At 63.8% G+C, this 26376-nt stretch carries 23 protein-coding genes; 20 read left to right on the forward strand and 3 right to left on the reverse strand.

Annotated elements, in window-relative coordinates; all coding sequences use genetic code 11:
• The first annotated feature begins 31 nt into the window (after positions 1-31).
• From BM413_RS05730 to BM413_RS05775, 10 genes are all read left to right on the forward strand, one after another.
• Entirely contained in the window at positions 32-1168 is a 1137-nt protein-coding gene (locus BM413_RS05730) for a mannitol dehydrogenase family protein (RefSeq protein WP_244537778.1), read from the forward strand.
• Positions 1165-2670 carry a UxaA family hydrolase gene (locus BM413_RS05735; protein WP_091911318.1) on the forward strand — a complete coding sequence of 502 codons (1506 nt, stop codon included), beginning with the start codon at positions 1165-1167 and terminating at the stop codon, positions 2668-2670. The genes BM413_RS05730 and BM413_RS05735 overlap by 4 nt, the downstream gene beginning before the upstream one ends.
• A 56-nt stretch (positions 2671-2726) precedes the next feature.
• The gene (locus BM413_RS05740) at positions 2727-3743 is read left to right on the forward strand and encodes an aldo/keto reductase (RefSeq protein WP_091911319.1); all 1017 of its coding nucleotides are present in this window, start codon (positions 2727-2729) and stop codon (positions 3741-3743) included.
• Positions 3744-3810: 67 nt separating this feature from the next.
• Positions 3811-4260, forward strand: coding sequence for an RbsD/FucU family protein (locus BM413_RS05745; protein WP_091911321.1), 450 nt, complete (start codon positions 3811-3813; stop codon positions 4258-4260).
• Between the two features lie 279 nt (positions 4261-4539).
• Positions 4540-5535 carry an ABC transporter substrate-binding protein gene (locus tag BM413_RS05750; protein ID WP_091911323.1) on the forward strand — a complete coding sequence of 332 codons (996 nt, stop codon included), beginning with the start codon at positions 4540-4542 and terminating at the stop codon, positions 5533-5535.
• Between the two features lie 210 nt (positions 5536-5745).
• Positions 5746-7281 carry a sugar ABC transporter ATP-binding protein gene (locus BM413_RS05755; protein WP_091911325.1) on the forward strand — a complete coding sequence of 512 codons (1536 nt, stop codon included), beginning with the start codon at positions 5746-5748 and terminating at the stop codon, positions 7279-7281.
• A 36-nt stretch (positions 7282-7317) separates the two neighbouring features.
• Complete coding sequence (locus BM413_RS05760) at positions 7318-8289, forward strand: ABC transporter permease (protein WP_091911327.1); 972 nt, start codon at positions 7318-7320, stop codon at positions 8287-8289.
• A 28-nt stretch (positions 8290-8317) separates the two neighbouring features.
• Complete coding sequence (locus BM413_RS05765) at positions 8318-9337, forward strand: zinc-binding alcohol dehydrogenase family protein (protein ID WP_091911329.1); 1020 nt, start codon at positions 8318-8320, stop codon at positions 9335-9337.
• A gap of 21 nt (positions 9338-9358) precedes the next feature.
• Positions 9359-10183, forward strand: coding sequence for an amidohydrolase family protein (locus BM413_RS05770; protein ID WP_348272887.1), 825 nt, complete (start codon positions 9359-9361; stop codon positions 10181-10183).
• A 115-nt stretch (positions 10184-10298) separates the two neighbouring features.
• Positions 10299-10946, forward strand: a complete 648-nt coding sequence (locus BM413_RS05775) for a 5-formyltetrahydrofolate cyclo-ligase (RefSeq protein WP_091911332.1) — start codon at positions 10299-10301, stop codon at positions 10944-10946.
• A gap of 21 nt (positions 10947-10967) precedes the next feature.
• Here BM413_RS05775 and hutC read toward each other — a convergent pair whose 3' ends face one another.
• Together hutC and BM413_RS05785 are read right to left on the reverse strand one after the other, a co-directional pair.
• Positions 10968-11702 (reverse strand): histidine utilization repressor, encoded by a 735-nt coding sequence (hutC, locus tag BM413_RS05780; protein WP_091911334.1) that lies wholly within the window; start codon positions 11700-11702, stop codon positions 10968-10970.
• Between the two features lie 27 nt (positions 11703-11729).
• Complete coding sequence (locus BM413_RS05785; RefSeq protein ID WP_091911336.1) at positions 11730-13082, reverse strand: formimidoylglutamate deiminase; 1353 nt, start codon at positions 13080-13082, stop codon at positions 11730-11732.
• 101 nt (positions 13083-13183) lie between these two features.
• Between BM413_RS05785 and hutI the strand changes: the two genes are divergently transcribed.
• The 10 genes from hutI to BM413_RS05835 all read left to right on the forward strand — a co-directional run bounded on the left by hutI (position 13184) and on the right by BM413_RS05835 (position 25468).
• A complete protein-coding gene (gene hutI, locus BM413_RS05790; RefSeq protein ID WP_091911732.1) occupies positions 13184-14419 on the forward strand; it encodes an imidazolonepropionase in 1236 nt (411 codons plus the stop codon).
• A gap of 135 nt (positions 14420-14554) precedes the next feature.
• Complete coding sequence (gene hutH / locus BM413_RS05795; RefSeq protein WP_091911337.1) at positions 14555-16099, forward strand: histidine ammonia-lyase; 1545 nt, start codon at positions 14555-14557, stop codon at positions 16097-16099.
• Positions 16096-16914, forward strand: coding sequence for an N-formylglutamate deformylase (gene hutG, locus BM413_RS05800; protein ID WP_091911339.1), 819 nt, complete (start codon positions 16096-16098; stop codon positions 16912-16914). Before hutH ends, hutG begins: the two co-directional genes overlap by 4 nt.
• A 26-nt stretch (positions 16915-16940) precedes the next feature.
• Entirely contained in the window at positions 16941-18617 is a 1677-nt protein-coding gene (gene hutU, locus BM413_RS05805) for a urocanate hydratase (RefSeq protein ID WP_091911341.1), read from the forward strand.
• Positions 18617-19195, forward strand: a complete 579-nt coding sequence (locus tag BM413_RS05810) for a HutD/Ves family protein (protein WP_091911343.1) — start codon at positions 18617-18619, stop codon at positions 19193-19195. The genes hutU and BM413_RS05810 overlap by 1 nt, the downstream gene beginning before the upstream one ends.
• A 265-nt stretch (positions 19196-19460) precedes the next feature.
• The gene (locus BM413_RS05815) at positions 19461-19712 is read left to right on the forward strand and encodes a hypothetical protein (RefSeq protein ID WP_091911345.1); all 252 of its coding nucleotides are present in this window, start codon (positions 19461-19463) and stop codon (positions 19710-19712) included.
• A 138-nt stretch (positions 19713-19850) separates the two neighbouring features.
• Positions 19851-21605 (forward strand): ABC transporter permease, encoded by a 1755-nt coding sequence (locus BM413_RS05820; RefSeq protein WP_091911347.1) that lies wholly within the window; start codon positions 19851-19853, stop codon positions 21603-21605.
• Positions 21606-21631: 26 nt separating this feature from the next.
• Positions 21632-22954 carry an ABC transporter ATP-binding protein gene (locus BM413_RS05825; RefSeq protein ID WP_091911349.1) on the forward strand — a complete coding sequence of 441 codons (1323 nt, stop codon included), beginning with the start codon at positions 21632-21634 and terminating at the stop codon, positions 22952-22954.
• A 153-nt stretch (positions 22955-23107) separates the two neighbouring features.
• Complete coding sequence (locus tag BM413_RS05830; RefSeq protein ID WP_091911351.1) at positions 23108-24841, forward strand: SulP family inorganic anion transporter; 1734 nt, start codon at positions 23108-23110, stop codon at positions 24839-24841.
• 12 nt (positions 24842-24853) lie between these two features.
• Positions 24854-25468 carry a ParB-like protein gene (locus tag BM413_RS05835; protein WP_091911734.1) on the forward strand — a complete coding sequence of 205 codons (615 nt, stop codon included), beginning with the start codon at positions 24854-24856 and terminating at the stop codon, positions 25466-25468.
• Here BM413_RS05835 and BM413_RS05840 read toward each other — a convergent pair.
• A complete protein-coding gene (locus tag BM413_RS05840; RefSeq protein ID WP_091911353.1) occupies positions 25465-26367 on the reverse strand; it encodes a LysR family transcriptional regulator in 903 nt (300 codons plus the stop codon). The genes BM413_RS05835 and BM413_RS05840 overlap by 4 nt on opposite strands.
• Positions 26368-26376 lie beyond the last annotated feature (9 nt).

Here is a 26376-nt window from a genome sequence, read left to right on the forward strand (position 1 = left end):
ACGATAAAAGACATTATCAAAGGAGTTGCAAGTGTCTTCGGTTCAAACGCCTGTCGTCCAGTTCGGCACCAGCCGGTTTCTTCAGGCGCATGCCGACCTGTTCCTGCACGAGGCGGGCATGGAAGGCACTGTGACCATCGTTGCAGCAAGCGGTTCCGCCGCAGGGCTGGCGCGGCTGCAGGCCTTCTCCGATCCGGCAGGGTTTCCGGTGATTATTCGCGGGCTGGAGGCGGGACAGACCGTCGACCATACAATCCAGGTGAAGAGCGTAGGGCGCGGCCTCGACGCTGAGGCGGATTGGGCGGAACTGACGCGGATTGTCGTCGATGAGGCCGAATTCATTCTCTCCAACACGACGGAATCGGGGTTTGCCGTACCGGCGGGGCTGGTGCTTGACCTCACGGGAACAACGACTTCGGCACCGCCTTCCTTTCCGGCGAAACTGCTGGCGCTGCTTGCTGCGCGTTTCGCCGCCGGTCGATCGGGGCTTACGATTTTGCCGACCGAACTCGTCGGCCGCAATGGCGATGTGCTGAAGCAGACGCTGCTTGACCTTGCTGGGCGAAGCCGCGCATCCGATGCGCTGCTTACCTGGATCGAAGAGCAATGCATCTTCGCCAATTCGCTGGTCGACCGCATCGTCTCGGCACCCTTGGACCCGGCTGGTGCGATTGCCGAACCTTACGCATTGTGGGCGGTGGAGAACCAGCCCGGCCTGAAACTGCCCTGCGCGCATCCGGCGATCCGCATTGTCGATGATCTCGAATCGGTCGAGCGGCTGAAGATCCATATCCTCAATCTCGGCCATTCATTTCTTGCAGAAACCTGGCTGACCGGGCGCATGGGCGCGGACGAGACGGTGCGCGGCATGCTGGCCAGGCCGGAAATCCGCAACGACCTGGTCTCGCTCTATCGCGACGAAGTCATCCCCGGTTTTGCCGCGCATGCCATGGGCGAGGCGGCGAGCGCCTATGCGGCGACGACATTGGAGCGGTTCGAAAATCCGTTCCTCGACCATCGCCTCGCCGACATAGCCAACGGTCACAAAACCAAGGTCGCGCGCCGCATTAGCGGCTTTATCGACTGGATAGCAGCGGCCGACGCCAACCAGAAATCACCCAGGCTTGCGGCCATCGCCGCCAGATATGCCAAGGAAATAGCAGCGTGAACCTCGCCCAGGCAATTCTTCTTTCGCCCTCCGATAATGTAGCCGTTGCCAATGGCCGCCTAGAAGCAGGCACGCCCTTGCCTGGCGGCGCGGTCACCGTGGCTGCTATCGACGGCGGTCACAAGGTTGCCGTGAAGGCCATTGCGGCAGGGTCGGCGGTGGTGAAATACGCCCAGGCGATCGGCCGAGCGACACAGGACATCGCGCCGGGCGAGCATATCCATTCGCACAATCTGGTTTTCGAGTCCGGGCGTCTTCCCGTCGTGCCGCCATCGGAAGCGGAACATGCGACAGACGATGACCGCGCCCGCACCTTCATGGGCTATCGCCGCGCAGACGGCCGCGCCGGCACGCGCAATTTCATCGGCATCATCGCCAGCGTGAACTGCTCGACCACGGTGTGCCGGGCGATCGCCGAGCAGGCCAACCAGAAGCTCCTGCCGAACTATCCCGGCATCGACGGCTTCGTTCCGATCGTGCACGACCAGGGCTGCGGCATGAGCGGCACGGGCGACGGCATGCGCGTGCTGCACCGGACATTAGCCGGCTATGCACGGCACCCGAATTTCGGCGGCGTGCTGATGGTGGGGCTCGGCTGCGAGGTCAACCAGCTGACGCTCTACGGCCAGAAGGGCGTGGCGGCGGGCAAGCGGCATTTCAACATCCAGGAGGCCGGCGGCTCGCGCAAATCGGTGGAGAAGGCGCTTGGCGTGCTTGCCGAAATCGCCGGGGAGGTGGGGCAGTTGCAGCGCGAGCCGATACCGGTGAGCGAGATCATCGTCGGCCTGCAATGCGGCGGTTCGGACGGCATGTCGGGCATCACCGCCAATCCGGCACTGGGTGCTGCGGTCGACATTCTTGCCGGCGCCGGCGGCACGGGCATCCTCTCCGAAACCTCCGAAATCTATGGCGCCGAGCATCTGCTCGGTTCGCGCGCGGCGACGCCTGAGATCGCCGAAAAGCTCGACGGTTATGTGAAGTGGTGGGAGGACTATGTCGCCCTGCACGGCGCTTCCCTCGACAACAATCCCTCGCCCGGCAACAAGAAGGGCGGGCTGACCACCATTCTCGAAAAATCGCTCGGTGCAGTCGCCAAGGGCGGGCAGACGACGCTCAACGGCGTCTATGGCTACGCCGAAAAGGTGACCGAGCACGGCCTCGTCTTCATGGATACGCCGGGCTACGATCCGGTGTCGGCGACCGGCCAGGTGGCCGGCGGAGCTAATGTGATTGCGTTCACCACCGGGCGCGGCTCATGCTTCGGCTGCCGGCCGACGCCCTCGATCAAGCTTGCCAGCAACTCGGCGCTGTTCCGCTCCATGGAGGAGGACATGGACATCGACTGCGGGCGCATCGCATCCGGGGAGATCGGCGTTGCCGAACTCGGCCGCGAAATCTTCGACCTGATCGTGGAGACGGCATCCGGCCGCAAGACCAAGAGCGAACTCTTCGGCTATGGCGACAATGAATTCGTGCCGTGGCACCTTGGCGCGACGCTTTAGAGACTGCGCCAGCATCGACAAGGCCGGGGAACGGCTTGGACTTCGGGAGGACATCGATGAAGAAACGCCGCATCGGCGAAACAGCAGTTGAGGTCACCGAATTCAGCTTCGGCGGCGCCTCTCTGGGCAATCTTTACCAAGCGGTATCGGAGGCCGATGCAGCGGCTGTGCTCGACGCAGCCTGGACGTCGGGCATACGCTATTTCGACACGGCACCGCATTACGGGTTCGGTCTCTCGGAACGCCGTTTCGGCGACTATTTGCGCCACAAGCCGCGCGATCAATATGTGCTCTCGACCAAGGTTGGCCGCCTGCTGACGCCTGCGCCCGCCGATCAGGTACCGAACCTCGGCTTTGTCGATCCGCTGCCCTTCAAGCTGCAATATGACTACAGCTATGACGGCATCATGCGATCGGTCGATTTCAGCTATGCCCGCCTTGGCCTCAACCGCATCGACATCCTCTACGTCCACGATATCGGCGTCTACACCCACGGCGTTGAGACGACCAAGGCGCATCTGCGCCAGTTTCTCGATGGCGGCGTAAACGCTCTCGAGGAATTGAAATCGGCCGGGGTGATCTCGGCCTATGGTCTCGGCGTCAACGAGGTCGAAATCTGCCTCGAGGTGATGCGGCGCGCGCCGCTCGACTGTATCCTTCTCGCCGGGCGCTATTCCCTGCTCGACAGGTCCGCAGAGGCGGAGCTCATTCCGCTGTGCCGGCAGAGGAAGACCTCGCTCGTCATCGGCGGTGCTTTCAATTCGGGCATACTGGCGACAGGCGCCAAGCCGGGGGCTAATTTCGACTATGGCCCGGCTTCGCCGGAGATCCTTGCCAAGGTCGCGGCCATGGAAGCGATTGCTTCGAAGGGCGGCTATCCGCTGGCGGCGGCGGCGATGCAGTTTCCCCTGCATGAACCGGCTGTCGCGACGGTGCTCATCGGCACCGCCAAGACATCTAGTCTCCTGCGCAACATGGAGCTGCCAAAGGTCCACGTTCCTGAAGATGACTATGAGAAATACGCGCCGCATACGACGGTTCAGCCGCCGCTGACAGGAGCCGTGCGCGAATGAGACAACGCCAATTCTCTCTAAGCGCGGCACGCCCCGTTCTGTCCGCTTTAACCCTGGAGCTTGCCTGATGCTGCGTGGAATTCACCCCTTGCTCGGACCCGAATTGCTGCACGCGCTGCGCACCATGGGCCATGGCGACGAGATCGTGATTGCCGATGCGAATTTCCCGGCCAGCACGCTCGGCTGCCCGGTCGTCCGCGCCGACGGCGTGCTTGCCGAGCCACTGCTGGAAGCGATCCTGACGCATTTTCCGCTCGACACATTCGCGCCGGCGTCGGCGTTCCGGATGGCGATGGTGGATACGCCGGATGTCGTTCCGCCGGTCTGCGTCTCGTTCCAGAAGATCATCACCCGCCTCGCCGGGAATTTTCAGATCGAACCGCTGGAGCGCTTCGCCTTTTACGAGCGCTCGCGCAAGGCCGCCTATGTGGTCGCCACGGGCGAATTGCAGCTCTACGCAAATGTCATCCTGAAGAAAGGCGTGGTGCGCAAGGAGGAGCTGGCGCAGTTCGGATGAGCCGCGCATCAAGGGAACATAAATTCCATCTTGACCTATCGATGGAATTAATATTTCATCGTTGGAACGGGAGGAGGCTAGAGCCTCCACAGACGATCGCAGGCCGAGGCACAGCATCGTTGTCGACGCCGAAGAGGGCCATGAAACGCCGCTTGCAACACCTTCAGGAATGGACTAACAAAAACGTGCATCTGTTTTTTATCTATAAAGTCCGGTTTGGAGACGCCTAGCCGAACCGTAGCGAACAGCACTGCAACAGGCGATTTAGGGAGGAACCTAATGAAATTCGTCAATGCACTGATCAACCGCCGCAGCTTCGTCGCGCTGGCGACGGCCACCGCCATGCTCGGCCTTGCGCCGACGCTGCCGGCATCGGCCGCCGACGTGACCATTCCGATCATCGTCAAGGACACGACCTCGTTCTACTGGCAGATCGTGCTGGCCGGCGCCCGCAAGGCAGGCAAGGATCTCGGCGTCAGCGTACCGGAACTCGGCGCACAGGCTGAAACCGACGTCAACGGCCAGATCTCGATCCTCGAAAACGCCGTCGCCGGCAATCCGGCGGCAATCGTCATCTCGCCCACCGAAGCCAAGGCGCTCGGCAAGCCGATCGACGAAGCGGCAAGCAAGGTGAAGATCATCGGCATCGATTCCGGCGCCGACTCCAAGGCCTTCACCTCGTTCCTGACCACTGACAACGTTCAGGGTGGACGCGTCGCAGCCGACGGTCTTGCAGCCGCGATCGGCGAAGCCAATGGCGGCAAGGTCGAGGGCAAGGTCGCCCTCATCACCGCACTTCCGGGCGCCGGTTCGCTCGAGCAGCGCGCCGAGGGCTTCAAGGAACAGCTCAAGGCCAAGTATCCGGGCCTGGAACTGGTTGCCGACAAATATGCCGACGGGCAGGCCACGACCGGCCTGAACATCGCCACCGACCTGATCACCGCCAATCCTGACCTGAAAGGCATCTTCGCCTCCAACCTGATCATGGCGCAGGGCGTCGGTCAGGCGATCGCGGAAAACAACCTTGCCGGCAAGGTGGCGCTGATCGGTTTCGACAGCGACGACAAGCTGATCAAGTTCCTCAATGACGGCGTCATTTCCGGCCTCGTCGTTCAGGACCCCTACCGGATGGGCTATGACGGCATCAAGACAGCACTTGCCGCATCCAAGGGCGAGAAGGTCGAGGCCAATGTCGACACCGGCGCCAATCTGGTGACGAAGGCCAACATGGCCGACGAGAAGATCAACGCCCTGCTGAACCCGAAGCTCGACTAACAACAGCTAAGTCGAGATGCCCCTCACCCTTACCCTCTCCCCGTGAAGAACGGGGAGAGGGAGGCGTCGGCGTAGGAGCTTCGTTCTTCTCCCGCCCTGCGGGAAGAAGGTGCCGGCAGGCGGACGAGGGGCAGACTCGACCTGCAACGGAAACGGGCTAGGATAGGCATGTCGCCGGCGTTGCCGCGCATGCCAATCGGGAGGATTGTCATGATATTATCGACACTTGACGGTCACGACCACCCGGCGCCCGACGCCGCGGTGCCCGGCCAGCCGATCCTGGAACTGAAGGGGCTGGAAAAGAAATATGTCGGCACCCATGCGCTCAAGCCTGTCGACCTCGCCTTCAAGGCCGGTGAAATCCACGCCATCGTCGGCGAGAACGGTGCGGGTAAGTCGACGCTGATAAAGCTTCTGACCGGCGTCATCCCGCGCACCTCAGGCGAGGTGCTGTGGGATGGCAAACCGGTCGCGCTGGCAACGCCCAACGAGGCGATCGCGCTCGGCATCAACGCCGTGCACCAGGAGGTGGTGCTATGCCGCCACCTGACGGTCGCCGCCAACATGTTCCTCGGCGAGGAAGACACCCGCTTCGGCATGCTGCAGGGCCGCACCATGGTGCAGCGAGCGCAGAAGATCATTGACGATCTCGGCTTTAACCTGCCGGCGCATGTCATGCTCGGCGATCTCACCATCGGCCAGCAGCAACTCATCGCGGCCGCCCGCGCCACAATACGCGGCACGCGCTTCCTGATCTTCGACGAGCCGACCGCCTACCTGACCCGCAAGGAGACCGAGCAGCTTTTCGCGCTGATCCGGCGGCTGGAGGCCGAAGGCGTCACCATCGTCTACATCAGCCACCGCATGGAAGAGGTGTTCGAGCTGGCGAGCCGCGTCTCGGTACTGCGCGACGGCACGCTGGTCGGCACCCGCAACATTTCCGAGACCGACGATGCCGAGCTGGTGCGGATGATGATCAACCGCTCGATCGAGCAGATCTACCACAAGGACAAGTTCGATCCGGGCGAGACGATCGTCGAGGCGAAGAACCTGTCCGGCAAGGGTTTCGAGAACGTTTCGCTTTCCGTGCGGGCGGGCGAGATCGTCGGGCTCTACGGTCTTATCGGTGCCGGCCGCAGCGAATTCGTGCTGACGCTCTATGGCCGCGAAAAGAAGAGCGCGGGCGAGATTTTCTGGAACGGCAAGCCGGCAAATATCCGCAACGAGCACGACGCGATGAAGCTCGGCATGGCGCTCGCGCCGGAAAGCCGGCGCGACCAGGGCCTTTGCCTCAATCTGTCGGTCGGCACAAATCTCAACCTGCCCATCTACAAGCGCATCAGCAGCAAGCTTTTGATTTCCGGCGCGCAGGAAAAGTCGCATGCCGAGCGCCAGATCGGCGGGCTGCGCATCAAGACGGCGGGCCGGCACGCGCTGGCTTCCAGCCTGTCGGGCGGCAACCAGCAGAAGATCGTGATCGGCAAATGGCTCAACCACGGCGCCAAGCTCTTCATTTTCGACGAACCGACCGTGGGCGTCGATGTCGGCACCAAGGCGGAAATCTACCGCCTGTTCTCGACCCTGCTTTCGAAGGGCGCGGGCATCATCCTGATCTCGTCCTATCTGCCGGAAGTCTATGAGCTGGCCGACACGCTGCACGTGTTCCGCCGCGGGCGGCTGGTGGCAAGCCATGCCCATGGACAGGCAAGCCACGAAGAAGTCCTGACCGAAGCAATCGGCGTGTGACGCCAACAAAACCAAAAAGAACGACAGGGAACGCCGATGACCACCAGCACCGAAACGACACCCATCGAGAAGCCGAAGCGGAATTACAACATCCTTTTCGGATTGACCCTGCTGGCGCTGCTCGTGCTCCTGTGGATCGCCCTTTCGCTGGCCACGCCGAGCTTCGCGTCGGGCATCAACATCGCAAACCTCCTGCGGCAGGGCTCGATGATCGCGATCCTCGCGGTCGGGCAGACTTTCGTCATCATCACCGGCGGCATCGACCTTTCCGTCGGCGCGATCGTCGGCTTCTGCACGGTCACCGTCGCCATGCTGATCAACGCCGGCTTCCCGGTGTGGGTGGCGATCCTCGCGACGCTTCTGCTCGGCGTGGCAATAGGCGTCTTTCACGGCTTCGGCATCGTCAAAATGGGCCTGCCGCCTTTCATCATCACGCTGGCGACGCTGACCTCGCTGCGTGGCATCGGCCTTCTGATGACCAACGGCAATTCCATCTCGATCAAGAACGACGCCTTTTCGGAATTCTCGCGCAACTCGTTCCTTGGCGTGCCGAACCTGTTCTGGATGGTGATACTGGTGGCGATTCCCGCCTATATCTTCCTGCACCACAGCCGCTGGGGGCGCTATCTGTTCTCAGTCGGCTCGAATGCCGAGGCCTCGCGCCTGTCCGGCGTCAACGTCAACCGCACCATCTATCTCGCCTACACGCTGTCGGCGCTGTGCGCGGCTTTCGTCGGCGTGCTGCTGGCCTCGCGCATCGGCATCGGCAACCCGACGCAGGCCGAGGGCTGGGAACTGCAGGCCATCGCCTCGTCGGTCATCGGCGGCACTTCGCTGTTCGGCGCCATCGGCTCCGTGCATGGGCCGCTGCTCGGCGCCTTCATCCTGGCGACGATCAACAACGGCGCCAACCTGCTGAACGTCAATTCGTTCTGGCAGCGCATCATCACCGGCGCTCTGATCATCGTCATCGTCTATTTCGACGGCCTGCGCCGGCGCGGCAAGTAGGCAGCGCATGAACCGGGCTGTGAAAACGATGCAGGCCTTGGTGTGCCGCGCGCCCGGCGAACTGGTGCTGGAAGAGCGCCCCGTTCCCGGCGAACCGCCCGCCGGCTGGGCGCTGGTGGGCGTCAGCCATGTCGGCATCTGCGGCACCGACTATCATATCTTCGAGGGCAAGCATCCCTTCCTCGAATATCCGCGCGTCATGGGGCACGAGGTTTCGGGCACGGTGCTGAAAGCCGGCGAAGGCGTTTCGCTGCCGGTCGGCGAGACGGTCGTCATCAATCCCTACATCGCCTGCGGAACCTGCATTGCCTGCCGCAAGGGCAAACCGAACTGCTGCACGAAAATCCAGGTGCTCGGCGTCCACACCGACGGCGCGATGTGCGAAGAGATTCTCGTCCCGGCCGGCAATCTTTATCCGGCGAATGGGCTCTCGGCAGCCGACGCGGCAACCGTCGAATTCCTGGCGATCGGCGCGCATGCGGTACGGCGCTCGCTGACCCCTTCAGGCTCGCGGGCGCTGGTCATCGGCGCAGGCCCGATTGGCATCGGCACGGCGATCTTTTCACGCATTGCCGGACATGAGGTGACGCTGCTCGACATGAGCGCCGAGCGGCTCGATTTCGCCGCGCGCGAGCTGGGCTTTTCCTCGACCATCGGCCCGGATGTGCCGGCAGCAGAGGGCGTTTCCCACGCCACGGGAGGCGAAGGCTTCGACGTGGTGTTCGACGCGACCGGCAACACCGCGTCGATCAAGTCCTCCTTTGCCCATGTCGCGCATGGCGGGGCGCTGGTCATCGTCAGCGTGGTCAAGGACGACATCAGTTTTTCCGACCCCGAATTCCACAAGCGCGAGATGATGGTGATCGGCAGCCGCAACGCGACGCGGGAGGATTTCGACCATGTCGCGGAGTCTATCAGGAACGGTCTCGTGCCGCTCGACCGCATCGTCACGCATCGCACCACGCTTGGCGAGGCACCAGGCGATCTCGCACGATGGGCGCACGAAAAATCCGGCCTGATCAAGGCCGTCATCGCCGTCGGCGAATAGGCGCAATCGCGGAGTTTCATCGTGAGGATCGACGCACACCAGCATTACTGGAAAATCGCGCGCGGCGACTATGACTGGATGGGACCGCCGGTCGCGCCGATCATCCGCGATTATCTGCCCGCCGATTTGCAGCCGCACCTGAAGGCTGCCGGCATCGAGAAAACCGTTCTCGTGCAGGCGGCGGCGACCTTGGCGGAAACCGAGTTCATGCTGGAACTCGCCGAGAGAGAAGCCTCGATCGGGGGTGTCGTCGGCTGGATCGACCTCGATGCGCCGGACGCGCCTGCGGTGCTGAAACGGCTGGCCGGCCACCAGAAATTCCGCGGCATAAGGCCGATGCTGCAGGATATCGACGACACGTTCTTTATCCTCGCCGAGCATCGGGTCGCGGTGCTGGAGGCGCTGCCCTCGCTCGGCCTGACTTTTGACGCACTGGTGCAACCTCGCCATCTGCCGGTTATCGCAGCACTTGCCGACCGGCTGCCGGAGCTGAAAATCGTCGTCGATCATGGCGCCAAGCCGTTCATCGCCAAGGGTGTCATCGAGCCATGGGCGAGCGACATGGCAGCGCTGGCGCAGCGGCCGAATGTATTCGCCAAGATTTCCGGGCTGTTGACCGAAGCAGGCGCGGACCGGTCGGCGGCGGCGCTGAAACCCTATGTCGACACCCTGCTGTCGGCATTCGGGCCGGAGCGCCTGATGTTCGGCAGCGACTGGCCGGTCGTGGAACTGGCGACCACCTATGACGACTGGTGGCGCGTTGCCAATGAGCTGACCGCCGGCTTGAGTGAGGCCGGGCGCGAGGCAATCTTGGGCGGAACGGCGGCGAGATTTTATCGGATTTGATCCCTTGCCCGTTTGAGGTTGGTGCCGACCTGAGGCGGCCAAACATATGGGCCAGCGGCCTTATTCGCTTGCTCGGGGCGGATCACGGCGCAATGCTGCCTTCGGAGGATTTTCGATGGACAGCGAAGATGATGCAGAAGCGCGCGGCTATGCTTCTCCGCCTTGTTTCATGCATAAGCTGACGCCGGACGGCCAGCCCGCCGATCTCGTCGCCTGGACCGATGTGGCCCGCTGGCGAAAGGCCGAGCGCAAGCGCCTGATCGACGAACGCATGGCTGTGCCGGCGGAGGAACGCAGCGCCCGGACGGAAAAGATCGCAGCGGCGCTGACCAGCGCGATTGAGAATCCCGAGAAACAACTGATCGGCATCTACTGGCCGTTCAGGGCCGAGCCCGACCTGCGCGGCTGGATGAACGAGATGATAGCGGCAGGCGCAAAGATCGCCCTGCCCGTGGTCATCGAGGCCGGCAGTCCGCTCGACTATCGTCAATGGGCTCCCGGCGAGCCGCTGGAACGCGGCGTCTGGAACATTCTCGTGCCGTCCAACGGGCCGGCGGTTTTTCCAACCGTGGTGATCGCACCGCTGGTCGGCTTCGACGGCGAAAACTATCGCCTTGGCTATGGCGGCGGCTTCTTCGACCGCACGCTGGCGGCCATGCCGAAGAAGCCGCTGGTGATCGGCATCGGCTATGCGCAAGCGCGGCTAGCCACGATCTACCCGCAGCCGCACGATATTCCGATGGACAGGATTATCACCGGCTAATCAAGCAAGCCCGATGTCGTCTTAGCCACCTTGCGACGGCGTGAAGCGCGCCACCAGCGTGTGGCTATCGGCGGCATAGGTGAAGCGGACATGGGTGACCGGATGCTCGGCGCTCCAGGTGCGGCGCTCGACAACGAGGCAGGGAGAGCCGACTTCGATGTCCAGCGCATCAGCCACTTCATCGCTGGCGGAACTTGCTCTGATGCGGTGTTCGGCGGCACTCCACGGCACGCGGGCGATCAGCCACGGCCCCGGCGCGGTATCCTCGAACATTTCATCCGCCGCTTCCGGCACGGCCGCCAGATTGATCAACCGCTCTTCCAGACAGAAGGGGCGTTGCCCGGCGAAATGCCGGCAGGTCAGGTCGAGGATAAGGCCTGATGGGCGGAGATCCATGAGGGCACGGTCCTGGACCATGCTCTTGCGCTTCTGGCGCGTGCCGAGCTCGTAGCGGTAGGGCAGGCCAAGCGCCTGAACCTCGACCTTGATGTCGTGTATCTCGAGGATGGCGGCCTGCGACTGCGGCCGGCGGACGAAACTGCCGGAACGACGCCGGCGCTCGATCAGCCCTGCCTTGGCGAGCTGCGACAGAGCCTTGTTCACCGTCATGCGCGAACAGCCATACTGCTCGGTCAGCTCGTGCTCGAATGGAATGCGGTGGCCGGGCGCCCATTCACCCGAAAGGATGCGGTCGCTGATATCGGCGAGGATGCGCTGGTGCAGCGACGTCGCTTCCTGTTCCTTCACCGCTTCCACCGTGTTTCCCCTATCCAGCTTCGCCACTCACCCGGCGGAGAGCTGCATCATCACTGTTCGGAAGTTTTGAGCAATGGTCTGGCGCTGGAAATGTCTCCCGCCCGAGACAAGCTTCCTGCCGCCGACCCAGACACTGTCGATACGCGTTCCATTGGCGAATATCCAGGCGTCGAGAATGCCATCGCCCGACTTGCCGGCAAGCGAGGGATGCCCGGCGTCGAGCGAGATGAAATCGGCTGATGCGCCGACGGCTATTTGCGCCGGACCCGCGCCGAGGGCGGTCGACCCACCGGTCAAAGCCGCATCGAACAACGCGCGACCGTTGGAGCCGCCGGCAACAGCAAGCACATTGCGCTGGCGATGGAAAAGCCGCTGCGAATATTCGAGCTGGCGCAGTTCGTCGGAAATCCCGATCAGCACATTCGAATCCGAGCCGATGCCGAAGCGGCCGCCATGTTCGATGAACCGCGGCGCAGAAAAAGTGCCATCGCCGAGATTGGCTTCGGTGACCGGGCAAAGCCCTGCGATCGCACCGCTTTTCGACATGGCAATGGTCTCGGCATCAAGCATATGGGTGGCGTGGATGAGGCACCAGCGGGCATCGACCGGCGCATGGTCGAGCAACCATTGCACCGGGCGCGCGCCCGACCAGGCGATGCAATCCTCGACCTCCTTCATTTGCTCGGCAATATGGATGTGGATGGGGCCGTCCGTCAGCGCCGTGACGGCGGCCAACTCCTCGGGCGTGACGGCGCGCAGGCTGTGGGGGGCGACGCCGACGACAGCTCCGGGCAGGCTCTTTACCGCAGCACGGGCACCCTCGAGCAGGCGGCCAAAACTGTCGAAATCGTTGATGAAACGGCGCTGGCCTTCATTGGGCGCGGCACCGCCGAAACCGGAATGGGCATAGAAGACGGGCAACAGCGTGAGACTGATGCCGGTGCTTTGCGCCGCCGCCGCAATGCGTGCGGCCATTTCGGCGATGTCGGCATAAGCCCCGCCGTCGATATCGTGATGCAGGTAATGAAACTCGCCGACGCGGGAAAACCCGGCTTCCAGCATCTCGACATAGAGTTGGGCGGCGACCGCCTCGACCTGCTCCGGCGTCATCGACAGCGCAAAGCGGTACATGACCTCGCGCCACGACCAGAAACTGTCGGCGGACGGGCCGCGCGTCTCGGCAAGTCCGGCCATGCCGCGCTGGAAGGCGTGGCTGTGCAGGTTCGGCATGCCGGGAAGGATGATCGCGTGATGCTCGTCGCCCACTTGCTGCGCAGCATCGGGCTCGATGCTGACGATGCGCCCTGCCTCGACGGCCAGCCGGACATTGTGTTTCCAGCCCCCTGCCAGCAGGACATTTTCCGCAAAGATTGCCGCCATCGGCCCCGCCCTCCAATTCGCGTATAATCCATCAGCAAGACGCTTGCGTCCATCCTCATTATGTATATACATATGCGGGCGGGATGGAAACGGAAAAGATCATGCCGGAACGGGACAGAAGCCAGTCGAACAGCGTCCGCATCTGGCGGAATGCGCGCCTTGCGACGCTCGCCGAGCGCACGCCGGGCCTGGGCATTGTCGAGAACGGCGCCGTCGCCACTCAAGGCGGCCGCATCATGTATGCCGGACCTGAGAGCGATCTTCCTGCCGCCTTGCACGAAAAGGCCGAAACCGTCGACTGCGAACGCCGCTGGATCACCCCCGGCCTGATCGACTGCCACACGCATCTGGTTCACGCCGGCAACCGCGCCAACGAGTTCGAGATGCGGCTGGCCGGCGCGACCTATGAAGAGGTGGCCAAGGCCGGCGGCGGCATCGTCTCGTCGGTGAAGTCGCTACGAGCGGCGAGCGAAGACGAACTGGTCGCACAGACCCTGCCCCGTCTCGACGCGCTGATCGCCGAAGGCGTTACCACCATCGAAATCAAATCCGGCTACGGGCTCGACCTCGAAAACGAGCGCAAGTCGCTGAAGGCTGCACGGCGCATGGGCGACGAGCGGCCAGTGACGGTGCGGACGAGTTTCCTTGGCGCGCATGCGCTGCCGGCCGAAGCGAGAGGCGACAAGGACGCGTTTATCGACCGCGTCATCAACGACATGCTGCCGGCAATCGCCGCGGAAAAACTCGCCGACGCCGTCGACGGCTTTTGCGAAGGCATCGCCTTTTCGCCGGAGCAGATTTCCCGCGTCTTCGACAAGGCCGGGGAATTCGGCCTGCCGGTAAAACTCCACGCCGACCAGCTTTCGAACCTGCATGGCGCTGCTCTTGCCGCGCACTATGGCGCGCTGTCGGCCGATCATCTCGAATATACCGACGAGGAAGGCGCTGCAGCGATGGCCAAGGCCGGCACGGTCGCGGTCATCCTGCCCGGTGCGTTCTATTTCATCCGCGAGACGAAGAAGCCGCCGGTAGCGCTGTTTCGCCAGCATGATGTGAAGATGGCAATCGCCACCGACTGCAACCCCGGCACCTCGCCCCTGACCTCGCTGCTGCTGACCATGAACATGGCGGCTACGCTGTTCGGCATGACGGTGGACGAGTGCATCGCCGGCGTGACCCGCGAGGCAGCGCATGCGCTGGGCTTGCAAGCCGAAACCGGCACATTGGAAGCCGGCAAATGGGCCGACCTCGCCATCTGGGATATCGAGCGCCCGGCCGAGCTGGTTTATCGCATGGGGTTCAACCCGCTGCATGCAAGAGTTTGGAGGGGCGAGTGAACGTGTCAGCACCCCCACCCCTTACCCCTCCCCACAAGGGGGAGGGGGTCGTCAGCGTCTCAGAAACCCCCTCCCCCTTGTGGGGAGGGGTAAGGGGTGGGGGTAAATCAGCCTCCGTCTCGCCGGAGGTTTTTCATGACTGATCTCGTTCTCAACCCCGGCCACGCGACCCTCGCCGACTGGCGCGCCATTTATCGCGGCGCCGTGCCTAAGCTGCATGAAAGCTGCAGGCCGAAGATCAAGGCCAGCGCCGACACCGTGGCCAAGATCGTGGCCAAGGGCGAGCCGGTCTATGGCATCAACACCGGCTTCGGCAAGCTTGCCAGCGTGCGCATTCCCGCGGCCGATCTCGAGACGCTGCAGCGCAACATCGTGCTTTCGCACGCGGCCGGCGTCGGCGAGCCGATGCCCGTGGCAATCGTGCGGCTGATGATGGCGCTAAAGCTTGCCAGCCTGGCGCAGGGGGCTTCGGGCGTTCAACCCAAGACCATTGCGCTGCTGGAAGCGATGCTGGCGGCGGACGTCATTCCGGTGGTGCCGGCGCAAGGTTCGGTCGGCGCTTCCGGCGACCTTGCGCCGCTGTCGCATATGACTGCGGCGATGATCGGCGTTGGCGAATGCTTTACGCCGCATGGCCGCGTGCCGGCCAAGGTGGCCTTCGTCTCGCATGGTCTGGAGCCGCTGACGCTCGGCGCCAAGGAAGGGCTGGCGCTGCTCAACGGCACGCAGTTCTCGACGGCCTATGCACTCGCCGCCCTGTTCGAGGCGGAAGTGCTCTATCATTCGGCGCTTGTTGTCGGCGCGCTTTCGACCGATGCCGCCAAGGGTTCCGATGCACCCTTCGACCCGCGCATCCACGCGCTGAGAAAGCATAAAGGCCAGATCGACAGTGCCGACGCCTTGCGCGCATTGATGGCCGGCAGTGCCATTCGCGAAAGCCATCGCATCGGCGACGAGCGCGTGCAGGACCCTTACTGCCTGCGCTGCCAGCCGCAGGTGATGGGCGCGGCCCTGACCGTGCTGCGCCAGGCGGCCGACACGCTGGGAACCGAGGCCAACGGCGTCACCGACAACCCGCTGATCTTTCCCGAGGATGGCACCGCACTTTCCGGCGGTAATTTCCATGCGGAACCCGTGGCCTTTGCCGCCGACATGATCGCGCTCGCCGTCTGCGAGATCGGCTCGCTGTCGGAGCGGCGCATCGCCATGCTGGTCGACCCGGCGTTGTCGGGCATGCCGGCGTTCCTGACGCCGAAGCCGGGCCTGAATTCGGGCTTCATGATTCCGCAGGTGACTGCGGCGGCTCTCGTTTCCGAAAACAAGCAGAAAGCCTATCCGGCAAGCGTCGATTCCATTCCGACCTCGGCCAATCAGGAAGACCATGTCTCGATGGCTGCGCATGGCGCGCGCCGGCTGATCGGCATGGTGGAAAACGCTACCGCCGTCATAGGCATCGAGCTTTTGGCGGCAGCGCAAGGCTGCGATTTCCATGCGCCGCTGGCTTCCAGCGGGCCGCTTGAAGCGGTGCGCAAGGCGATCCGGGCCAAGGTGCCGCATCTCGACGAAGACCGGCATTTCCATCCCGACATGGAAAAGGCGATCGCGCTGGTGCGCAGCGGGGCGGTGATTGAGGCGGCAGGCGCGGTGAAGCTGCCGGAGATTGGGGGAGATGCAGCATGACCACGCCATCCTGGCTCACAGTCACGCGCGGCAACGCTCCATTGCTCGTCAGCCTGCCGCATACCGGCATCGACCTGGTCGACATTGAACCGCAACTCACGTCGCGCTGGCTCGGGCAACGCGATTGCGACTGGTGGATCGACAGGCTCTATGATTTCGCCGCCGGGCTCGGTGCGACGGTCGTGCACACGGCGATCTCGCGCACGGTCATCGACGTCAACCGCGACCCGTCCGGCGTCTCGCTCTATCCGGGCCAAACGACGACCGGTCTCTGCCCAACCGAGACATTCGACGGCGATCCGCTCTACCGCGTCGGCGAAGAGCCTACGCCGGCAGACATCGACCGCCGGCGTCAAACCTATTTCGAGCCCTATCATGCGGCGCTGGCTGCGGAACTCAAGCGGCTGCGCGCGCTTCACCCCAAGGTCGTGCTCTATGACTGCCACTCGATCCGCTCGGTCATTCCGCGCCTGTTCGACGGTGAACTGCCGGTGTTCAATTTCGGAACAAACGACGGCAAAAGCGCCGATCCCGCTTTGCAAAAGCTGGTGACAGACATCATCGCCGGCGGCGGCAAAAGCTGGGTCGTCAACGGCCGCTTCAAGGGCGGCTGGATCACGCGCCACTACGGCAACCCGGCTGACGGCGTCCATGCCCTGCAGATGGAGCTTTCCAACCGCGGTTACATGCGCGAGCCGATCGGGCCGGTCGGACCGGACAATTGGCCGGTGCCTTACGATCCCGACTTCGCCGCACCCATGCGCAAGACGCTGACCAACATTCTCGAAACCGCACTTGGCTGGGCGCGCACCTGAAGCGCGGCCATTCTTTCGGAGGCCACATGACCCAACACAGCCGCATCGACAATTCACGCACCATCCGCGCTGCCACCGGCACCGAGCTTTCGGCGAAAAGCTGGCTGACCGAAGCGCCTTTGCGCATGCTGATGAACAATCTCGATCCGAACGTCGCCGAAAAGCCCGGCGAACTGGTGGTTTATGGCGGCATCGGCCGCGCCGCGCGCGACTGGGACAGTTTCGACCGCATTGTCGGCGCGCTGAAGCAGCTCGAAAACGACGAGACGCTGCTGGTGCAGTCGGGCAAGCCGGTGGGCGTGTTCCGCACTCATGCGGACGCACCACGCGTGCTGATCGCCAACTCCAACCTCGTGCCGCACTGGGCCAACTGGGATCATTTCAACGCCCTCGATAGGAAGGGGCTGATGATGTACGGCCAGATGACGGCCGGCTCCTGGATCTATATCGGCAGCCAGGGCATCGTTCAGGGCACCTACGAAACCTTCGTCGAGCTCGGCCGACAGCACTACAATGGTGACCTTTCCGGCCGCTGGATCCTGACCGCCGGGCTCGGCGGCATGGGCGGCGCGCAGCCGCTGGCCGCGACCATGGCCGGCGCTTCCTGCCTTGCCGTCGAGTGCCAGCCGAGCCGCATCGAGATGCGGCTGAAGACCGGCTATGTCGATGTACAGGCGAAGGACCTCGACGACGCCCTGGCGATCATCGACAAGGCCACCAAGGACAAGAAGGCGATTTCCGTCGCGCTGCTCGGCAACGCCGCCGACGTGTTTCCCGAACTGGTGCGGCGCGGCGTTCGACCGGACGCGGTGACCGACCAGACATCGGCGCATGATCCGATCAACGGCTATCTGCCGCAGGGCTGGACGGTCGCCGAGTGGGAAGAGAAGCGCGAGCGTGACCCGAAGGCGGTGAACAAGGCGGCACGCGCCTCGATGGCCGGGCATGTTCGCGCCATGCTCGAATTCCACAAGCAGGGCGTTCCCACCGTCGACTACGGCAACAACATCCGCCAGATGGCGCTGGAGGAAGGCGTGGAGAACGCCTTCGATTTTCCGGGTTTCGTGCCGGCCTATATCCGCCCGCTGTTTTGCCGCGGCATCGGTCCGTTCCGCTGGGCAGCACTCTCGGGCGATCCGGAGGATATCTACAAGACCGATGCCAAGGTGAAGGAGCTGACGCCCGGCAATCATCATCTGCACAACTGGCTCGACATGGCGCGCGAGCGCATCCACTTCCAGGGCCTGCCGGCGCGCATCTGCTGGGTCGGCCTCGGCGACCGCCACCGGCTCGGCCTCGCCTTTAACGAGATGGTGGCTAAGGGCGAGCTGAAAGCGCCGGTGGTGATCGGCCGCGACCATCTCGATTCCGGCTCGGTCGCCTCGCCCAACCGCGAGACCGAGGCGATGAAGGACGGCTCGGACGCCGTTTCCGACTGGCCGCTGCTCAACGCGCTGCTCAACTGCGCCTCGGGCGCGACCTGGGTGTCACTGCATCATGGCGGCGGCGTCGGCATGGGCTTTTCGCAGCATTCGGGCATGGTCATCGTCGCCGACGGGACACAGGATGCGGCACGACGCCTGGAGCGCGTGTTGTGGAACGACCCGGCCACCGGCGTCATGCGCCATGCGGATGCCGGCTACGATATCGCCATCGAATGCGCGAAGGAGCATGGCCTCAATCTGCCCGGCATTCTCGGCTGATGCGCATCATCCGCGCTACCGAGCATCGCCGCATGCCGTGGAAGAATGGCGGCGGTGAAACGACGGAGATTGCGATCTCGCCGGAGGGATCAACCACCGGCGATTTCGACTGGCGGCTGTCGATGGCGCGGGTGGAGAGCGGCGGGCCGTTCTCGGTATTTCCGGGCATCGACCGGACGCTTGCCGTGCTCGACGGCGACGGCTTGCTGCTGACGATCGAAGGCATGGAGCCGGCAGAACTGACCGCTCGCTCCGAGCCGCTGCCTTTCCCCGGCGATGCGCCGACCAATGCCGAGCTGATCGGCGGGGGTGTTACCGACCTCAACATCATGACGCGGCGGGGCAAGCTTACACACTCGATGAGACGGCTAAGAGCCTCCGGTTCGACCAAGCTGCCGCTAGAGGATTCGGAAGCCTTGCTGTTCTGTCACTCGGGGCATGCCCGCATTGTGACCGATGGCCAAACAGCGGAACTGGGTCCTCTGGACACGCTTCATCTCACTGAAACATCGTCGCATCTGCGCATCGAGGCAGACGACGCGGGGCTCTTTGTCATCTCACTAAAACGCACGCCCTGATCACGTTCCGGCGACTGGCCCTTTCGTGCTTGACACGCCAATTGCCACGGGCGTATGCCACCCCCGCTTCGAGCAATCGAGGCCGTCAACAACAGATCGAACAGGTTATGGACAGTTACCCTAGTCGCTGTTCGGACAAGGCCACCGGCCCGGTTCGAACAACATCGTCAGTCAAGATTGTGTCCGGCATGTCCCGCCGGGTGAGCGCCAGGGCCTAACGGTCTGTCCGCTTGCTTCCGGGTCCTGCTGGACCAGGAGGTGAGCCATGAACACCATCATCCTCTTTTTCCGTGATCGTCCCGCCGTGCGCTTTTCCATGGGTGCCACGCCGGTCGTCCGCAAGCGCATTCTGCCAGTTAAGCCGCCCGCCAACGCGGCTATCGGCCAGACCGCGCTGACCTGCCGCTGGCAGCGCAGCCCGGCCAACGGGCATCTCGAATGCCGCTGGACGCGCGAGAAAAACACCGTTTCCGAAGAGGGCGTCAGTCGAAGCGTCAGACTGCTTCTCGCCGCCTGACCTTTCGGTACGCATCAGAAATTCCTTCTTCCTGATCGCCAGGAGGATGCGCCCGCCGCGAACGACCATGTTCGCGGCGCGGACTTTCGCGCGTCCATTCGACCTTACTCCGCAGCATCAGGAATTTGAGGGATCATCATGGTCTTCCTGCCTCACAATCGCGCGTCGCTGAGCGACGCCACCCGGCTGGCACGCAACCGCATCGTGCCAAACATCCACGACATCGTCGCGCTGTCGATCATGGCGGCACTGCTGGTGCTTCTCGCCCATGGCGCAGCCGCTATGCGTGGATCGGCCGAACTGCTCACCACCCAGCCGGTGACGCTCGACCCGGCCAACCTGCCGGAATATGCGCTGCGCACCACGCTGCGCATGTTCGCGGCCATCATCGCCTCACTGGTCTTCACCTTCGTCGTCGCCACGCTCGCCGCCAAGAGCCGCCGCGCCGAAAAGGTGATCATCCCGGCGCTCGACATATTGCAGTCGGTGCCGGTGCTGGGCTTCCTCACCTTCACCGTAACCTTCTTCATGGGCCTGTTTCCCGGCAGCCAGATGGGCGCGGAATGCGCGTCGATCTTCGCCATCTTCACCAGCCAGGCCTGGAACATGACGTTTTCCTTCTACCAGTCGCTGCGCACGGTGCCGCACGATCTCGACGAGGTCAGCCGCGGCTTCGGCCTTTCGGCATGGCAGCGCTTCTGGCGGCTGGAGGCACCTTTCGCGGCCCCCGGGCTGATCTGGAACACGATGATGTCGATGTCGGGCGGCTGGTTCTTCGTGGTCGCCTCGGAGGCGATAACCGTCGGCAACACTACGGTGGAACTGCCGGGCATCGGCTCGTGGCTGGCGCTGGCAATCGACAGCCGAGATTTCGTTGCCGTCGGCTGGGCCGTGCTGGCGATGGGCATACTGATCCTGATCTACGACCAGCTGCTGTTCCGGCCGGTCGTCGCCTGGGCCGACAAGTTTCGCTCCGAGCAGACCGCCAGCCAGCAAAAGCCGCGCTCCTGGGTCTACGACCTCCTGCGCCGGACGCGCCTCGTCAAGTCGCTCGGCGCACCCCTGGCATGGGTTTGGCAGCGGCTGATGCTGGTGCGTCTGAGCCGCCCGCGTCTCAAGGCACAAACCGCCGAATCGCAAAAGCTTAGCCGGCTCGGCGACAGGCTGTGGCTTGCCCTCATTGCCGTGCTGGCTACGGCGGGCGCCATCTTCACCGCACACTATATTCATAGCGAGCTGGGCTGGGACGACGTTGCGCAGGCCTTCGGCGGCGGGTTCGCTACACTGCTGCGGGTGATCGTGCTGATCGCCCTCGCCAGTGTGATCTGGGTGCCGATCGGCGTATGGATCGGGCTTCGGCCGAAGGTCGCGGAACGGGTGCAGCCGCTGGCGCAGTTTCTCGCCGCGTTTCCGGCGAATGTGCTGTTTCCATTCGCAGTGCTCGCCATCGTCGCCACCGGCGCCAGCCCCAACATCTGGCTGTCGCCGCTGATGATCCTGGGTACGCAATGGTACATCCTCTTCAACGTCATTGCCGGCGCCAGCGCCTTCCCGTCCGACCTCAAGGAGGTTGCCTCGGTGTTCAAGCTGCGCTCGTGGAGCTGGTGGCGAAACGTGATGCTGCCGGGGATTTTTCCCTATTACGTCACTGGCGCACTGACGGCTTCGGGCGGTTCCTGGAACGCCTCCATCGTTGCCGAGCTGGCGAGTTGGGGCAACACGAAGCTCGAGGCCTACGGCCTCGGCTCCTACATCGCCAAGGCGACGGAAGCGGGCGATTTTCCTCGCGTCGTGCTCGGCATCGCCGTGATGTCGCTCTTCGTCACCCTGTTCAACCGCCTGCTGTGGCGCCCGCTCTACGTTTTCGCCGAGCGCCGTCTGCGCCTTGACTGAATCCATTCCAATTCGGGAGACCGATCATGAACAACCTTGCAATCACCACCAACGAAACCGCCCTCATCGACGTCAAGGGCGTGTGCCAGACCTATGACAATGGCGGCGCGGATCGCCTCGTCGTGCTCGACGATGTCGCACTGACCTTGCGGCCGTCGGAAATAGTCGGCCTGCTCGGCCGCTCCGGCTCGGGCAAGTCGACGCTGCTGCGCTCGATCGCCGGGCTGATCAAGCCGACCGGAGGCACCATCACCTTCGAGGGTGTGCCCGTCACCGGCACACCCGACGGCGTTGCCATGGTGTTCCAGAGTTTTGCGCTGTTTCCCTGGCTGACCGTGCTGCAGAATGTCGAGCTTGGGCTCGAGGCGCGTGGCGTGGCACCGGCCGAGCGGCGCAAGCGCGCGCTGGAGGCCATCGATCTTATCGGCCTCGACGGCTTCGAAAGCGCCTATCCGAAGGAGCTTTCGGGCGGCATGCGCCAGCGTGTCGGGCTTGCCCGCGCGCTGGTCGTGCATCCGAAGGTGCTGCTGATGGACGAGCCGTTTTCGGCGCTCGACGTGCTGACGGCGGAGACGCTGCGCACCGACCTGCTCGACCTGTGGTCGGAAGGCCGCATGCCGATCGAGTCGATCCTGATGGTGACGCACAATATCGAGGAGGCCGTGCTCATGTGCGACCGCGTGCTGATCTTCTCGTCCAATCCTGGCCGCGTGGCAGCCGAAATCCGCATCGACCTGCCACAGCCGCGCGACCGACTCGATCCGGCATTCCGGGCGCTGGTGGACGACATCTACGCCCGCATGACTGCGCGCAAGGGCGTGGCCGAACCGGCGCGCGGCGGCATCTTCCCCGGCACCGGGATAGCAATGGTGCTGCCACGCGTTTCGACCAACCTGCTCGCCGGCCTGATGGAAGCAATCGCCGCCGAGCCCTATCGCGGACAGGCCGACCTGCCGCCGCTGGCAGCCAGCCTGCAGCTTGAGATCGACGACCTGTTTCCGATCGCCGAGACGCTGCAATTGCTGCACTTCGCCGAACTGGCCGAAGGCGACATCCGCCTGAAGCCGGCAGGCAAGCGCTTTGCCGACGGCGACGTCGATGAGCGCAAGCGGCTGTTTGCGATGCAGCTGGCGACGCATGTGCCGCTGGCAGCACATATCCGCCGGGTACTGGACGAGCGGTCAGGTCATGTGGCCCCTGCGCGCCGTTTCCGCGACGAGCTGGAGGACCATATGTCGGAGGAAAACGCCGAGCAGACCGTGCGGGCGGTGACGAGCTGGGCGCGTTATGCCGAGCTGTTCGCCTATGACGAGGCGTCCGACATGTTCACGCTGGAGAACCCGGCCTGACAAGACAAGCGCGCGGCTGCATGGGTCGCGCGCTCGCGGTTAGTCTAACACTTTGAATCCATGCACATCCTTCCCGTGTTTCGGCTTATGCGCTAGGCTCTTGCTCGCCGGCATGCGAGCCGTGCAAGGAAGCCACGATCCGGGAAGCGGCGCATGCAGGCGGACGGCGATATCCGAACCGGGTCGAGCTGGAAGTCCTGGCTTCCATTCCGCTCGATGCAAGGCTGGAGCCCGAAATATCTCGGCGGCGATGTCACTGCCGGACTGACGCTGGCCGCGATCGCCATACCCGAACAGATGGCGACTGCGCGTCTCGGCGATTTTTCACCGGAGATCGGTTTCTTCGCCTTCATGGCAGGTTCGCTGGCCTTCGCGCTGTTCGGCGCAAGCCGCTTTCTCTCGTCGGGCTCGGATTCGACGATCACGCCGATCTTTGCCGGTGGGCTAGCGCTGATCGCCACATCCGGCTCGCCGCAATATGCGGTTTACGCTGCCATGCTGGCGCTGATGGTGGGCGCGATCGTAACGGCCGGCGGCCTGCTCAAGATGGGCTGGATCGCCGATCTCCTGTCGGTGCCGGTGACCGCCGGCTTCCTTGCCGGCATCGCCATCCACATCGTCATCTCGCAATTGCCGGCGCTGCTCGGCCTGCCGGGCGGCAGCGGCAGCGTATTCGATCGTGTCAGCGCCATCGCTGCCGACTGGGACATGATCAATCCCTACAGCATCGCCCTGGGAATAGGCGTCTTCCTGATCGTCTTCTTCTCGGAGCGGATCAGCGCGCGCATACCCGGCGCATTGATCGCGCTTGCGCTGGCAACGCTGGCGGTGACGCTGTTCGGCCTGACCGGCCGCGGCGTTCATGTGCTTGGGGTGCTGCCGGAGGGGCTGCCAAAATTGTCGGTGCCCGCGGTGGGGCTTGAGGATCTGCGCACGCTGGTGCCGATGGCGCTGCTGATCGCGATGATCGTGATGGTGCAGACCGCGGCGACGACGCGCTCTTTTGCCGGTCAGGACGGCAGCGGCCCCGACGTCAACCGCGATTTCGTCGGCGTCGGCGCCGGCAGCCTGCTTGCCGGGTTGATCGGTGCATTCCCGGTGAATGCCAGCCCGCCACGCACGGCCATCGTGTCAGAGACCGGCGGCCGCTCGCAGATCAGCGGGCTGCTGGCCGTGGCGATCGTGCTGATGCTGGTGCTGTTCGGCGGCGGACTTCTGGCGAATGTGCCAGACGCCGCACTTGCCGGCATCCTGCTCTTCGTCGCCCAGCGCATCCTGCGCTGGCAGACCTTTGCCGGTACCTTCCCGCAGGCGCCGATCGAATTCCTGCTGATTGCCATCACCGCCATTGCCATCGTCGCACTGCCGATCGAGATCGGCGTGGCCATCGGCATCGGCCTTTCGCTGCTGCACGGCATCTGGAGCACCACGCAGGCACGTGCGATCGAGTTCGAGAATGTTCCGGGCACGTCGATCTGGTGGCCGCCGAGTTCCGGCTCGAAGGGCGAGCGGGTTCCGGGTGTACTGGTCGCTGCCTTCCAGGCGCCGCTTTCCTTCGTCAATGCCGATCAGTTCGGCCGCGGTTTTCGCGCCATGATCGATGCCCGCGCTGGCAGCGTGAAGCATGTGATATTCGAGGCGAGCAGCGTCATCGATATCGATTACACCGCCGCACAGGCGCTTTCGGGCCTGATCGCATATTGCCGCAATCGGGGCATTACCTTCTGCATCGCCCGCATGGAATCGGTGCGGGCGCAGGCAGCACTTGCCCGGTTCGGGATCGCCGGCGAGCTTGGCCCGAACATGATCTTCCACAGCGTCGACAACGCCATCGACGCGCTGACACGGCAAGGAACGCCTAAGCCCGTGGTGAACACGACTGGATAGAGAGGCAACATGATGGCCGACGACGTAAAACCCAATCTGAAACCGGTCCCGATCGAGGTGTTGCGGCCGACACAGATGACCGTGGGCTTGCGCGAAGTGGCGTTCAAACGCCACGAACTGCGCGCGTTGCCGAACAGCAAGAAGGGCAAATTCCTCGGCCATCATTTTATCCCTGCCGTTCTCGGGCCTAAGGGATTTTACCATATCGTCGATCACCACCATCTTGCCCGCGCCTTGCAGGAAGAGGGCATCAGGGAAGTCTTCGTGACGGTGATTTCCGATCTTTCCGCGCTCGACAAGGAGGCGTTCCTGATCGTGCTCGACAATCGTTCCTGGATGCATCCCTTCGACAAGTCTGGTGCGCGCAGGACTTATGCCGACATCCCGAAGACGGTCAGTGGCTTGACGGACGATCCGTTCCGCAGCCTCGCCGGCGACGTGCTGCGGAACGGCGGCTATGCCAAGAGCATCGTTCCGTTCAGCGAGTTTCTCTGGGCCGATTTCTTCCGCCGTCGCTTCGACGCCGCGCGTCTGGACGACGATTTCGACAAGATCGCCAGGCAGGCGCTTAAGCTCGCAAAGACCAGGGAAGCGAACTATCTGCCGGGCTGGTGCGGCCCCAACTAAATCTTGAGGCGCCGCACGAGAAAGTCGAGAAACGCGCGGACGCGGGCCGGCAGATGACCGCCCTGCCCGAGGAACACGGCATGCACCGGCTCGATGTCGCCGGGGTTGCAGTCTTCCAGCACCGGCACCAGCCGGCCCGCCGCCACCTCGGCGCGCGCATGATAATCGGAAAGGCGCGCAAGTCCGAGCCCTTCAAGCGTCAGCTGCATCAGCGCATCGCCGTCGCTGATCTGCATGTTGCCGGAAACCGGAACGCGGATTTCCGTGCCATCCTCCATGAGGGGCCAGCCGTCGAGATAGCGTGCGAAAGAGAAGCCGAGGAGATTGTGCCCGGCGAGATCGGCCGGTGTGCGTGGCGTGCCGCGACGGGCGAGATAATCCGGGCTCGCTACGATCACCATGCGCGATCCTCCCAGTTTGCGCGCGATCAGCTGCGAGTTCTTGAGCTCCCCGCTGCGGATGGCGACGTCGGTGCGTTCCTCCATGAGGTCGACGACCGTGTCGGTGAGTGCGATATCGAGCGTGACGGCCGGGTTCTCGGCGAGAAAGTCCGGGAGCAGCGGCAGCAAATAGTGCCGGCCCAGCGCGAAATTGGTGTTGACGCGAAGGCGGCCAGCTGGAATCTCGTTTGCCGAGGCGCATCGCTCGGCCTCGTCTAGATCGGCGAGCAGGCGCACGCTGCGCTCGTAGAAAACGCCGCCTTCCGGTGTGAGCTGGAGACGCCGCGTCGAGCGGTTGACCAGCCGCGTGCCGAGCCGCGCCTCAAGCCGCGCCACCAGCTTGCTGACCGCCGACGGCGTCATGCGGAAAGCGCGGGCGGCGGCCGAAAATCCGCCGAGTTCGACGACCCTGACGAAGACTTCCATCTCGCCCGAGCGGTTGACATCCAGTCGTGCCATGGTGACTTC

This window comes from Mesorhizobium sp. YR577, from assembly GCF_900116595.1.
Classification (GTDB): Bacteria; Pseudomonadota; Alphaproteobacteria; order Rhizobiales; family Rhizobiaceae; genus Mesorhizobium_M.

Coding starts and splice junctions, on each gene's coding strand:
- BM413_RS05810 (WP_091911343.1), top strand. CDS start 18,617: ATGCGCATCATCCGCGCTACCGAGCATCGCCGCATGCCGTGGAAGAAT.
- BM413_RS05775 (WP_091911332.1), top strand. CDS start 10,299: ATGGACAGCGAAGATGATGCAGAAGCGCGCGGCTATGCTTCTCCGCCT.
- BM413_RS05785 (WP_091911336.1), bottom strand. CDS start 13,082: ATGGCGGCAATCTTTGCGGAAAATGTCCTGCTGGCAGGGGGCTGGAAA.
- hutG (WP_091911339.1), top strand. CDS start 16,096: ATGACCACGCCATCCTGGCTCACAGTCACGCGCGGCAACGCTCCATTG.
- hutI (WP_091911732.1), top strand. CDS start 13,184: ATGCCGGAACGGGACAGAAGCCAGTCGAACAGCGTCCGCATCTGGCGG.
- hutU (WP_091911341.1), top strand. CDS start 16,941: ATGACCCAACACAGCCGCATCGACAATTCACGCACCATCCGCGCTGCC.
- BM413_RS05840 (WP_091911353.1), bottom strand. CDS start 26,367: ATGGCACGACTGGATGTCAACCGCTCGGGCGAGATGGAAGTCTTCGTC.
- hutH (WP_091911337.1), top strand. CDS start 14,555: ATGACTGATCTCGTTCTCAACCCCGGCCACGCGACCCTCGCCGACTGG.
- BM413_RS05740 (WP_091911319.1), top strand. CDS start 2,727: ATGAAGAAACGCCGCATCGGCGAAACAGCAGTTGAGGTCACCGAATTC.
- BM413_RS05760 (WP_091911327.1), top strand. CDS start 7,318: ATGACCACCAGCACCGAAACGACACCCATCGAGAAGCCGAAGCGGAAT.
- BM413_RS05765 (WP_091911329.1), top strand. CDS start 8,318: ATGCAGGCCTTGGTGTGCCGCGCGCCCGGCGAACTGGTGCTGGAAGAG.
- BM413_RS05745 (WP_091911321.1), top strand. CDS start 3,811: ATGCTGCGTGGAATTCACCCCTTGCTCGGACCCGAATTGCTGCACGCG.
- BM413_RS05815 (WP_091911345.1), top strand. CDS start 19,461: ATGAACACCATCATCCTCTTTTTCCGTGATCGTCCCGCCGTGCGCTTT.
- BM413_RS05755 (WP_091911325.1), top strand. CDS start 5,746: ATGATATTATCGACACTTGACGGTCACGACCACCCGGCGCCCGACGCC.
- BM413_RS05830 (WP_091911351.1), top strand. CDS start 23,108: ATGCAGGCGGACGGCGATATCCGAACCGGGTCGAGCTGGAAGTCCTGG.
- BM413_RS05750 (WP_091911323.1), top strand. CDS start 4,540: ATGAAATTCGTCAATGCACTGATCAACCGCCGCAGCTTCGTCGCGCTG.
- BM413_RS05820 (WP_091911347.1), top strand. CDS start 19,851: ATGGTCTTCCTGCCTCACAATCGCGCGTCGCTGAGCGACGCCACCCGG.
- BM413_RS05835 (WP_091911734.1), top strand. CDS start 24,854: ATGGCCGACGACGTAAAACCCAATCTGAAACCGGTCCCGATCGAGGTG.
- BM413_RS05825 (WP_091911349.1), top strand. CDS start 21,632: ATGAACAACCTTGCAATCACCACCAACGAAACCGCCCTCATCGACGTC.